The 12,058-nt window shown below is 29.9% G+C and carries 9 protein-coding genes; 4 read left to right on the top strand and 5 right to left on the bottom strand.

Annotated features, from left to right (window positions below):
- Positions 1–7 precede the first annotated feature (7 nt).
- Entirely contained in the window at positions 8–1,159 is a 1,152-nt protein-coding gene (locus tag ACMHJW_RS10830) for an ATP-binding cassette domain-containing protein (RefSeq protein ID WP_413533428.1), read from the bottom strand.
- Positions 1,160–1,646: 487 nt separating this feature from the next.
- A complete protein-coding gene (locus ACMHJW_RS10825) occupies positions 1,647–2,837 on the bottom strand; it encodes a phosphoglycerate kinase (RefSeq protein WP_413533427.1) in 1,191 nt (396 codons plus the stop codon).
- 541 nt (positions 2,838–3,378) lie between these two features.
- Here ACMHJW_RS10825 and rpiB point away from each other — a divergent pair.
- The gene (rpiB, locus tag ACMHJW_RS10820; protein WP_413533426.1) at positions 3,379–3,819 is read left to right on the top strand and encodes a ribose 5-phosphate isomerase B; all 441 of its coding nucleotides are present in this window, start codon (positions 3,379–3,381) and stop codon (positions 3,817–3,819) included.
- 235 nt (positions 3,820–4,054) lie between these two features.
- Positions 4,055–5,059, top strand: coding sequence for an aspartate--ammonia ligase (gene asnA, locus ACMHJW_RS10815; RefSeq protein ID WP_413533425.1), 1,005 nt, complete (start codon positions 4,055–4,057; stop codon positions 5,057–5,059).
- 134 nt (positions 5,060–5,193) lie between these two features.
- Here asnA and ACMHJW_RS10810 read toward each other — a convergent pair whose 3' ends face one another.
- Positions 5,194–5,991, bottom strand: a complete 798-nt coding sequence (locus tag ACMHJW_RS10810; RefSeq protein WP_413533424.1) for a glycosyltransferase family 25 protein — start codon at positions 5,989–5,991, stop codon at positions 5,194–5,196.
- A 281-nt stretch (positions 5,992–6,272) separates the two neighbouring features.
- Between ACMHJW_RS10810 and rnr the strand changes: the two genes are divergently transcribed.
- Both rnr and ACMHJW_RS10800 read left to right on the top strand, forming a co-directional pair.
- The gene (rnr, locus tag ACMHJW_RS10805; RefSeq protein ID WP_413533423.1) at positions 6,273–8,432 is read left to right on the top strand and encodes a ribonuclease R; all 2,160 of its coding nucleotides are present in this window, start codon (positions 6,273–6,275) and stop codon (positions 8,430–8,432) included.
- Between the two features lie 77 nt (positions 8,433–8,509).
- Positions 8,510–9,157, top strand: a complete 648-nt coding sequence (locus ACMHJW_RS10800) for a LysE family translocator (protein ID WP_413533422.1) — start codon at positions 8,510–8,512, stop codon at positions 9,155–9,157.
- A gap of 43 nt (positions 9,158–9,200) precedes the next feature.
- Here the strand turns inward: ACMHJW_RS10800 and ACMHJW_RS10795 are convergent, their stop codons facing one another.
- The gene (locus tag ACMHJW_RS10795) at positions 9,201–10,205 is read right to left on the bottom strand and encodes a glycosyltransferase family 9 protein (RefSeq protein ID WP_413533421.1); all 1,005 of its coding nucleotides are present in this window, start codon (positions 10,203–10,205) and stop codon (positions 9,201–9,203) included.
- On the bottom strand, positions 10,192–12,036 hold the full coding sequence (locus tag ACMHJW_RS10790) for a monovalent cation:proton antiporter-2 (CPA2) family protein (RefSeq protein WP_413533420.1): 1,845 nt from the start codon (positions 12,034–12,036) through the stop codon (positions 10,192–10,194). Before ACMHJW_RS10790 ends, ACMHJW_RS10795 begins: the two co-directional genes overlap by 14 nt.
- Positions 12,037–12,058 lie beyond the last annotated feature (22 nt).

Below are 12,058 nucleotides of genomic sequence, written 5' to 3'. Positions count from 1 at the left end.
GTTGGTTTTAATTGACAAAAAAGCGACGACTTGATTTCGAAATATCACGAATGTATTTTATTTGCAACGATGATTTTCCTATTTCGGAAAGAATAATATTCATCGAAATTTCGTTATCAAAATAAGCGATATACGATCCTCCATTGAATTTTATTTGTTTAATTTCGATATTGGATAAAGCTGTTAATAACTCTTCTTTTGTATTTTCAACATCGATTTCAACAATCGTAAAATCGCCTTCTAACTCATTTGCATCTCCCTGTATTTTAAGCTTTCCTTGTTCTAAAAAGAGAACTTCTGTCGATACTTTTTCAACTTCGTACAATTGTTGAGAACTCAAAATAACACCAAAAGGATTTCGAATAGATTGTGATAAAAATTTCAAATCTTCGAGAATAATTTGTTGAGCCAAAATATCCAAGTTTGCCAAAGGTTCATCTAACAACAATACTTTTGGACGACGCAATAATGTTCGTGCTAATTCGAATCTCATTTTATATCCAGAAGATAATTGTCGCCATTGCAAATCCTTGTATGGCCAAAGTCCCAAACGTGCCAACATTACATGTGCCAATAACCAATTTTCTTCGCTGTAAATATTGTAACAAGTCAATGTAAATTGCAGATTTTCCATTAACGAACCATATAAAACTTCTATTCGTTGTGGAACATAAACCAATTTCGTTTTCAACTCGAAACTAAAAGGTTTGGCATGGGAAAAGTGATAATTTATTTCACCAGAAGTTGGTTTCAATTCACCACAAATCAAACGTAATAAAGTTGTTTTCCCATTTCCATTCTCTCCAACCAAACCAACAACTTCGCGCGATTTTAAATCAAAAGTTATAGGATAAAGCTTAAAGTTTCGACGATGATAAGCTTTTTCAACATTGTTAGTTGATATCAATGTTTCTTCTTCTTGAAAGGATGGAGGAGAAGCTTTTTTCAACTTTTCTACAAGTTGTAAAGCTTGTGTTGTCTTATTTTCTTTCGTAGAATTTTCATTGTAATAAAGATCTGAATACGAAATAATCTCTTTGTAAAAAGATTTTTCACCCAAATCCAACACACAATCAATAAGTCTTCGATAACCTAAATCAAGATCATTGTGCTGCAAATGATTTTCTACTTCGTTTAGTCGTTGGTTAAATTCATTCATAGATTGATTATTAAATCATTACGAATGTAAGCATCTTTTCTATGAATAAGATGGCTAATTGTAGGGAAATTTCTATTTCAACAATTTTTTATAAACTATCTTAATTACTTTTTAATTTATTAATTACCAATGTTTTATAATTAACAATTTTAGATAAAATAAGCTTATTGTAATAGAAAACAATCGTTATTCACAAATTTTAATAAAGTCTATTCATAACTTTTTAATTCATTAATTAATAATCGTTTACTATTAACATTTTGAATAAAAATCTAAACTATAAACATTCTTTTTATAACTCAGTTGAAAAGAAGTTAATTTACTAATTAACAGTTGATTACTATTAACAATTATTTCTTTTTGATTCTAAGTTTTTCGAAGAATCTTTAGATAAGATATTATTCTAAAACCGAATTCAGAATAATTTCAATCATGCATAAAAAAAGCCGAGCAAATGCTCGGCTTTTCTATTTGATAATTGTATTTCTTAATTTAAAATAGCTGCAACTCCTGGTAATTCTTTACCTTCTAAAGATTCTAACATTGCGCCACCTCCTGTAGAAACGTAGCTAACTTTGTTATCGTAACCAAATTGTTTTACGAATGCAACAGAATCTCCACCACCAACAAGTGAGAAAGCGCCGTTTGCAGTAGCTTCTGCAATTGCATCGCCTAAAGCAATAGTTCCTTTAGCAAAATTTGGCATTTCAAAAACACCTAAAGGACCATTCCAAAGAATTGTTTTCGAATTGTTGATTACATCGCCAAAAACTTTTGATGATTCTACACCAACATCCATTCCCATCCATCCATCAGGAATTTGATTAGAAGGAACTGTTTGTGTATTTGCATCATTACTAAAATTATCTGCGATTACATTATCAACTGGTAAATAAACTTTTACATTGTGTTTTTCACATTCAGCTAAAATTTCTTTTGCTAAATCTAATTTATCGTCTTCAACTAATGAATTTCCAATTTTTCCACCATTTGCTTTAACAAATGTGTAAGTCATTCCACCACCAATAATCAAGTTATCAATAACTGGTAAAATATTGTTGATAATAGTAATTTTAGATGATACTTTTGCACCTCCAAGTACTGCTGTTACAGGCTTTTCACCATCTGCTAACACTTTGTTAATAGCTGTTAATTCTTGTTCCATTAACAATCCGAAACATTTGTTTTCTGGGAAAAATTCTGCGATAATTGCCGTAGAAGCATGAGCGCGGTGCGCTGTTCCGAAAGCATCATTCACATAAATATCTCCAAATTGAGCCAATTCTTTTGCAAAGTTCTTATCACCAGCTTCTTCTTCTTTGTGAAAACGAACATTTTCTAATAATAAAACTTGGCCTGGTTTTAGATTATTTACTTTTTGTTTCGCGTCATCACCAATTACATCATTTGCAACGATTACATCAACGCCAAGAATTTCAGAAACTTTTGATGCAATATGTTTTAATGAATATTTATCATTGAATTCTCCTTTAGGACGTCCCAAATGACTCATTAAGACAACCGAACCACCATCTTTTAATATTTTATCAATTGTTGGTTTAGCAGCTCTAATTCGAGTGTCATCAGTAACATTTAGATTTTCGTCTTGTGGAACATTGAAGTCTACACGAATCAATGCTTTTTTATTTTCGAAATTGAAGTCGTTGATTGTTTTCATAGTTTGTTTGAAATTTTGAACTACACAAAAGTAAACAAAGTTTCATTTTCTAGCTTAAAATGAATGAACACAATTTTCAACTATTAACAATTCATAATAATTAGAATAGATTAATAGATTTTTAAATTTTAAAAAAAGAAAAAAATGTTATTATTATTAGCACTGTTAATATGTGGATAACTAAACTATGATAAATTTTATTTAATAGCAATTAACAAGCTATTATTTGTAATTTTGTTTTGTAATGAAAGAGTTAGATATTCTATCAACAATTTATCATTTTAGTTGATAAACAACTTTTGTTAAAAAGAAGTTTTGTGAAAACTATTCATAACGGTGTGAAAATCTTTTGTGCCAAAATGAAAACTTTTACTTGACTTGTATTGATTTATTTCTAATTGAAATTTGTATTCAGATTTCCAAATTTTAGATCCAAAAAGTTATTAGTTTTATTCAATCATCTTTTAACAACTTGTTACTTTTACTTAACATTTGATTTACAATTATTTAAACAAAAACAACAAAAACACCTGTTAATTAAATGAAAATTGCAATCGGAGCGGACCATGCTGGGTTCGAATATAAGGAGAAATTAGTACCCTTTTTAACAAGTCAAGGATTTGAAGTTGAGGATTTTGGTACGTTCTCAACAACAAGTGTTGATTACCCTGATTTTGCACATCCAACTGCACAAGCTGTAGAAGATGGAAAAGCAGATTTCGGAATCTTGATTTGTGGAAGCGCACAAGGCGTAACAATGACTGCGAATAAACACCAAGGAATTCGTGCTGCTTTATGCTGGATGACAGATATCGCTCGTTTATCTAGACAACACAACAATGCAAATGTACTGACTTTGCCTGCACGATTTATTGCATATGAATATGCAGAAGAAATTGTGAATACTTTTTTAGCTACAGAATTTGAAGGTGGTCGTCACCAAGGTCGTGTAGATAAAATTGCTTGTTCTTATAAAGGATAATCATATTATAAATAAACAATATCTAATCTGTCAATTCGTAAGAGTTGACAGATTTTTTTATTTAAATTTTAAACTTTAAATGTTATATAAGTTTAAATCTTTAATTATAAGTTATGTTTTTAGTTTTAATTTAAATAGTTTTAAATCAATTTAAGTAAATATAAAACTTTAATATTTTACTTATTCTACTTTTACATCAGAAATTAATTATAGAAAATCATTAAAGATTAAAAGAATGAGCAGAGCATTATTACTTAGAGAACAAGCAATATCTTTTGTAAAAGAAGAATTCTCTAAAAGATTACAGAAAGAATTAAATGTTATTCCTGTATCGGGACCATTAGTTGTTTTAGACGGAACTGGAATTAACGATGACTTAAATAGTATCGAAAGACCAGTACAATTCCCGATTAAATCTTTGAATGATAAAAATGCTGTTGTTGTACATTCTTTAGCAAAATGGAAGCGAGTTCGTTTGAAAGAGTTAGAAATAGAACCTGGAGAAGGGATTATTACAGATATGCGTGCTTTGCGTCCAGACGAAGATTATTCGCCTATTCATTCTATTTATGTGGATCAGTGGGATTGGGAAAAAGTAATTTTACCACAAGATCGTAAATTAGATTATCTTTTCGAAACGGTGAAATCTATTTATGAAGTTATTAGACAAACAGAATTAAACGTCGAAGCCAAATATCCTCAATTAAAAGCTATTTTACCACAAGATATTACATTTATTTCTTCAGAAGATTTGTTACAAAAATATCCTACATTTTCGCCTAAAGAAAGAGAGAATGCAATTTGTAAAGAATTCGGAGCTGTTTTCGTATACGGAATTGGTGGAGAGTTGAGTAATGGTGAATTTCATGATTCTCGTGCTGCCGATTATGATGATTGGAGTACAGAAAATGGAGCAGGTTATAAAGGTTTGAACGGAGATATCTTGGTTTGGAATCCTGTTTTAGAATCAGCATTTGAGTTGTCGTCTATGGGAATTCGTGTGGATAAAAAAGCGTTGCTAAAACAATTAGAATTAAGAGATTATACAGATCGTAAAAACTTACTTTTCCATTCTATGTTATTAGAAGATCAATTAACAGAATCTATAGGAGGAGGAATTGGACAATCTCGTATGTGCATGTTTATGCTAAAATCGAAACATATTGGAGAAGTACAAGCAAGTATTTGGGATCAGAAAGTAAAAGAAAAATTGAAAGAAGAAAGTATTGAATTATTATAATTTTAAAAAAGCAGTTTCAAAATGTTGAAGCTGCTTTTTTTTGTTTTTATACGAAATTAACAATGTTTATAACTGTTTATTGTTTGTGTTAATTTGTTGTAATAAAGAGTTTTAAAATAATTTTAAATTGTTAATTAAGATATTCGCTTATTTTTCTTTGCAATAAAACTATCATAGAATTTTTTGAAACCATGATGATTGATATAATAGAAATATTTCGGAAATAATCTGTTCAATTCATATTGAATTTGTCTTGCAAGTTTAGACTTTCTCAAGTTATCATTAATTTGAATTTGAGTTTCTACAGGAGCTGATTTTACAATAGAAGGAAGAAGATTATAAATTCTTAAATTAAATTCCCAAGCATGTTGTAGCTCACAATCAATAGGACGTTGAATAGTAGGAAGTGGAGTTTTTATTTTATTCAAAAATTTCTTTGCTGCTTCTTTTGTCCAAATAGCTGCAATTGTTGTAATTGGTATACTTGTTCCGCAAGCTGCAATAATATATTTATCATCAACATCTGCAACTTTTATATGCTTTCTTTTTCCGTTAAATAATTTTAAAACATCCCATTTCTCTTTTTTTGAAAGTTTATCATATATAGAAAGTGTATGTTCAACCGCAGATTTAAAATCTTCTGCTAAGATTGCATCATCTTCTATAATAACTGCAAACTCATTTTCTGAAGCTAAAAAGGTTTCTAAAGTTTTAACATGACTCAAATAACAACCAATTTCTCCTGGAACTAAATCACGATCATATTTATTCTTTATTTTATAAGTAGAAGAATCAAGTGTTTTGGCATCTACAGCAGAAATTCTTTCATAAGAAATTTCACATTTATTGAACTCATTCTCCATTAATTTTAACCGTTTAGTTGCACGATCTAGATTAATCAAATAAGTTTGATATAGAGGTAAATTTTTCATTCAAAATATTATAATTTCAAAAGTAATCAATTTTTTGGCTTAATTTTCGCAATAACTCAAAACGTTACAAGTAATCTTATCCTTTCCGTAACATAGAATTGGCTGTAAATTGTTATTTTAGAAAAAGGATATATTACCTTTGCAGTGGTTATGTTGTTTATTAACATCTTATCAATAATTATTGATTATATAATTTAAAATCAATAAAATAAGATGTTTATTTATTAACTATTTATAATAAATCTCAAAAATAAAAAAAGAGATTTTACAGAAAAAAAATTATGCCAAGAAGAAATTTTAAAAATACAAAGGCGAAAAAAGACAAAAACATAACAAAGTTTACGAAGTCTATCATCGAAGTTTTATTTCAAAATCCAAATAAGCCTTTAAATTATAAACAAATAGCAGCAGCTTTAAACTTAACAAATCGAATTGATACAGAATTATTGATTAAGAATTTGAATGTTTTACTAGCTGATAAAAAGATTTCCGAAGTAGAAAGAGGAAAATATAAAATCAATGCAACCAATGATTATATGGTTGGTATTGCAGATTTAACATCTTCAGGAAGTGCTTATATCATGATTGATGGTTTAGAGCAAGATGTTTTTGTAAAAAAAGGAAAAACACGAAATTCTTTAATGGGCGATACTGTTCGTGTATATGTTTATCCAAGAAAACATGCAAATCAATCAAGAGCAGAAGGAGAAATTGTAGAAATCATCGAACGTAATAAAACTGAATTTACTGGGATTTTCGAATTAGGAAAAAACGGAAATTTTGGTTTTGTAGCGATGCAAAATGGTAATCACGATTTCTTTATTCCAAAAGAAAAAATAAATAATGCTCAATCTGGTGAAAAAGTTGTCGTTCGATTAACAAATTGGCCAGAAGGATCCAATTCTCCATTTGGAGAAGTTACTCAAGTTTTGGGTAGCCCAGATGATACAGATGTTGAAATTCATGCAATTTTGTTGGAATATGATTTACCAGCTCAATTTCCAGATGAAGTTGAAGAAGAGGCAAATCAATTAGATACATCGATAGATGAAGCAGAAGCAGCTCGCCGTAAAGATATGCGAAATGTGACAACATTTACAATCGATCCGAAAGATGCGAAAGATTTTGATGATGCATTATCAATCAGAAAATTAGAAAATGGAAACTGGGAAATAGGTGTTCACATTGCTGATGTTACGCACTATGTTCGTCCAGGTTCGTTAATTGAACAAGAAGCTTACAAACGTGCAACTTCTGTTTATTTAGTAGATAGAGTAGTACCAATGTTACCAGAAGTATTGTCGAATGTAGCTTGTTCTTTACGTCCAAACGAAGATAAATATACATTTTCTGGTGTATTTGAAATGGATGATAATGCCAAGATTGTAAAAACATGGTTTGGTAGAACTGTAACACATTCTGACAGACGTTTTACATACGAAGAAGCACAAGAAATTATAGAAGGAAAAGATGGAGATTTCAAGGATGAAATTCTAACTTTAGACCGTTTAGCGAAAACAATGCGTGGAAAACGTATGAAATATGGAGCTGTTGATTTTGATAAAGTCGAAGTAAAATTCGATTTAGATCAAGAACATAATCCACAAGGTATTTTCTTCAAAATTTCGAAAGATTCGAATAAATTGATTGAAGAATTCATGTTATTATGTAACCGAAAAGTTTCAGAATTCATCAGTTTAGATAAGCATGGAAAAGAGAATGCGAATACTTACATTTATCGTGTTCACGATGATCCAAATCCAGATAAATTATTAGATCTTAAGAATTTTATTCGTCAATTTGGTTACGAATTAGAAATAGGAGATCGTAAAACAACGATTAATTCTATGAACAAATTGTTAGCAGAAGTAAAAGGAAAACCAGAAGAAAATATGGTTGAAACCTTAGCTATGCGAACAATGGCGAAAGCAAAGTATACAACAGAAAATATCGGACATTATGGTTTGGCATTTGGTTATTATACACATTTTACATCGCCAATTCGTCGTTATCCAGATATGATTGCTCATCGTTTGTTACAAGATTATTTAGATGGTAAAAAATCTCCTGCAGCTGCAGTTTATGAGGATAAAGCAAAACATTGTTCATCTCGAGAAAAAATTGCTGCAGAAGCTGAACGTGAATCGATTAAATACATGCAAGTAAAATACATGGAGCAATTTGTTGGACAAACGTTCGAAGCTTTTATTACAGGCGTACAAGATTATGGAATTTTTGTTGAAATTCCAGAAACGCGTTGCGAAGGTTTAATTCGTTCTCGTGCGATGAAAAGCGATCATTTTGTATTTGACGAAAAAAATCATGCTTTAGTTGGAAAACGTACACGTGTTAAATATCAATTAGGAAGTCCCGTTAAAATCAAAGTTTTAAATGCTGATTTAATCAAGAAGCAATTAGATTTTGAATTAGTTGATGCTTAAATTTCATAATTTAAACTTATCTTGCAGACCTTAATTAAGTTATGGAAATAATATTTTCGGCCATACTAATAGGTTTTTTGTTAAGTACAATTCTTATTGGACCTGTATTTTTTTTACTAATAGAGACAAGTCTACGTAGAAGTTGGAAAACAGCTGTAGTATTAGATTTAGGAGTTATAGCAGCAGATATTTTATGCATTGCAGCAGCTTACTATGGAAGTAAAGATTTTACGGACTATGTAACAAATCATCCTAATTTTTATCGTATTTATATTATTGCAGGATTCTTTGTCTTGATTTATGGGATTTTTATGTATTTCTCTAAGCCAAAGTTACATATAGAAAGCGAAGCAGGATTTGTCAGTAACAATTACTTAAGAACATTCATCAACGGATTTATCATGAATTTGATGAATATAGGCGTAATTGTTTTTTGGTTTGTGATAGTTTCTTCAATTATGATTCAATATCCTAAACCAAGTGATTTTATGCTTTATATGAGCGTTGTGCTCACAACATATTTTGCGATAGATTTAGGTAAAATATTTTTAGCTGGAAAACTTCAAAAACGCTTTACAGATCAAAAAGTATTTCTTGTACGAAAAGGAGTAGGGATTTGTCTTCTAATCTTTGGATTAGTCATTATTCTAAAAGGTTTTGGGTTCTTTAAAGAAATAGATCAAAAGATAGAAAGTCAATTGATAAATCAAGAACAAACTCATTAAAATATAAATCCGATTAAGTTTTACTTAATCGGATTTTTTTATTCTATTTTTTTAGTTTATTGACGATTTGTTGATAAACATCTTCTGCACTTAGATTTTGAAAATAATCATAATTCTCAAAACCTTTCGGATCTTTCCCGAAGATAGAAGTAGGACGAATTTTCATCGTTTCGTCTTGTATCACATCATCCATTGATTGTCCATAACCCAAAAAACCAGCAAAAGGATGTGTTCCGCCCCAAATAGAAATAGTTCGCGTTCCCATTAACGAAGCCAAATGCATATTTGCGCTATCCATAGAAATCATCGCTTCTAATTTAGAGATAACTTGTAATTCTTCTTGAAAAGAAATTGTTCCAGCTAAAGATTTAATATTCGGATTAAAATTTTCCCATGTTTTTAATTCATCAATTTCAACTTTTCCTCCACCAAATAAATAAACTTTGTAACCATTTTCGGCTAATTTTTTAGCTACGATTTTCATTTTTTCGATTGGATACATTTTACTTGTAAATGCTGCATAAGGAGCAATCCCGATTGATTTCGGTTCTTTACAAGTTTTTGGCTCTATTTTATGTTTTAAATGAATTTTAAAACCAAGTTCGCGCAAAACATCAGCATAGCGTTCAGTAGTTAATTTCAATTGCTTAAAAACACGATTTTGTTGATTAACCAATGCTTTCTTTTCAGCTCTTCCTTTATCTAAAGTTGCTGTTTTCGTTCCGCTTAATTTGAATAAAGTTGTGATAACTTTTGATCGGATAACATTATGTAGATCTGCAACATAATCAAAATTATATTTTTTTAATTCCTTATATAATTTGAATAAGCTAAAAAAGGTGTTGTAATCTTTGTTGAAATCAACCGAAATAAATTTTATTTGAGGAAATTCTTTGAAAATATTTCCCATAAAAGGACGCGAAGCAACATATACTTCTACATTGGGATTTTGTTCAATGAATTCCTGCAACACAGGCGCAATCATTGTAACATCGCCCAAAGCTGAAAAGCGTAAAACCAATAGTTTTTTATGATTATTTTTCTCCATTATTTCTATTGTTCATTTCTTTTGCAACCATTTTCATTTGTTTATCAAATTCTTGTTTTGAAGCTTCAAAATATTGATCCGAATTTTCGGCATGTTTTGCAATTTTTCGTAAAGATTTGCGGTCACTTTTTATAAATATTTCACCAATTTTAGATGCTTCTTCATGTGAAAAACCATATTTCATCAAGATTTGTCTACCAACGTAAACTGAAGAGAAAAAGTTTTCACGATAAACTTCATCAAATCCTTCTTTTAAATAATTATAAGCATAACTTCTATTTTTTGCACGAACAATAATATCAAGATTTGGAAAATTTTTACGAACAATATAAACCAGTTTTTGATTAATTTCTGGCGGATCTAAAGCAGCAACAAAATATTTTGCATGTTCTGCTCCTGCGGATTTTAATAAATTTACATTTGTCGCATCACCATAGAAAACATTGAAACCTTGCTTGCGCATTTTTTCTACTCGTTCGCTATCATTATCTAAAACTATAGATTTTATTCCAGTACTTTTTAAAACACGACTTATTGTATTTCCAAAATCTCCAAAACCAGCGATAATTATTTCACCATCAGCAGAATTTGGGTTTATTTTATCATTTTCAATAATGGTTTTTGCTTTTGTTTTTACGCCAAAATATTTTAGTATTAATTTCTCATTTAAGACTAAAAGTAAAGGTGTAATCACCATTGTAATTGCTGTTGTTGCCAACATGAAATCGTACCATTCTTTACTTAGAATGCCCAAATTTCGGGTTAATGAAAAGATTACGAAAGCGAATTCTCCTACTTGTGATAACAGTATAATGAATAACCATTTTTGATTAAAATCGAATTTGTGTTTGATTCCGATAAACCAAAGTACTAATGATTTTATTAACATTATTCCAAATGTTAATCCAAGAATAATCAACGGTTTTTCAATAATTAATTTGAAGTTAATCGTTGATCCAACGGCGATAAAAAAGATCCCTAATAACAAAGATTTAAAAGGTTCAATATCACTTTCTAATTGATGTTTATATTCATTATTCGCTAAAACAACTCCTGCGATAAATGCACCTAAAGCCGGAGAAATTCCAACTTTTTGCATTAAAACTGAAACTCCAACAACTAAAAGTAGGGCAGAAGCAGTGTAGATTTCACGAACTTGTAATTGTCCGACATATTTAAAATAAGGTGTAATAATGTATCTCCCAATGATATAAATAAATGTAATAGCACCAACAATTACTAAAGTTTTCATGAATGCTGGACCACCAACTAATAAGCTTTTAGAATCATCTCCGATTGATTGGATTAATGAATCTCCAACTAATAAAGGAATGATTGCTAAAATAGGAATAACCATAATATCTTGAAACAACAATACTGAAAATGTTGATTTTCCGATACTTGTTTTTGTTAATCCTTTTTCGCTAAGTGTTTGCATAATAATGGCTGTAGAAGACATTGTTATTGCAAGAGCTATAGAAAAAGCCAAAGAAAAATCCATTTTAAGGGCAAACATTCCAACCAATGTTGCAATAAGTATTGTACCCAAAATTTGCATTCCACCCAGATTGATAATTTTATTTTTCATCTTCCAGAATTCTTTTGGATCAAGTTCCAATCCAACTAAGAAAAGCATCATTACGACACCAAATTCTGTTGCATGCATAATATCTGTTCCATCTTTTCCAACAAATTTGAAAACATATGGACCAATTAAAACTCCAGCGATTAAATAACCTAAAACAGATCCCATTCCTAATTTTTTGGAAATAGGAACACAGATTACTGCGGAAAAAAGAAAAATAAAAGCTTGGCCTAGAAAGTCGTTCATTAGATAAGGTTGATTAGATAGT

The organism is Empedobacter brevis (genome assembly GCF_965118635.1).
GTDB classification, from domain to species: Bacteria; Bacteroidota; Bacteroidia; order Flavobacteriales; family Weeksellaceae; genus Empedobacter; species Empedobacter brevis_A.
This window is presented reverse-complemented; position numbering and strand designations above follow the sequence as displayed.

Excerpts from the sequence above, each read along its gene's own strand:
- ACMHJW_RS10830 (WP_413533428.1), bottom strand. The coding sequence starts at position 1,159 with ATGAATGAATTTAACCAACGACTAAACGAAGTAGAAAATCATTTGCAG.
- ACMHJW_RS10825 (WP_413533427.1), bottom strand. The coding sequence starts at position 2,837 with ATGAAAACAATCAACGACTTCAATTTCGAAAATAAAAAAGCATTGATT.
- rpiB (WP_413533426.1), top strand. The coding sequence starts at position 3,379 with ATGAAAATTGCAATCGGAGCGGACCATGCTGGGTTCGAATATAAGGAG.
- asnA (WP_413533425.1), top strand. The coding sequence starts at position 4,055 with ATGAGCAGAGCATTATTACTTAGAGAACAAGCAATATCTTTTGTAAAA.
- ACMHJW_RS10810 (WP_413533424.1), bottom strand. The coding sequence starts at position 5,991 with ATGAAAAATTTACCTCTATATCAAACTTATTTGATTAATCTAGATCGT.
- rnr (WP_413533423.1), top strand. The coding sequence starts at position 6,273 with ATGCCAAGAAGAAATTTTAAAAATACAAAGGCGAAAAAAGACAAAAAC.
- ACMHJW_RS10795 (WP_413533421.1), bottom strand. The coding sequence starts at position 10,205 with ATGGAGAAAAATAATCATAAAAAACTATTGGTTTTACGCTTTTCAGCT.
- ACMHJW_RS10790 (WP_413533420.1), bottom strand. The coding sequence starts at position 12,036 with ATGAACGACTTTCTAGGCCAAGCTTTTATTTTTCTTTTTTCCGCAGTA.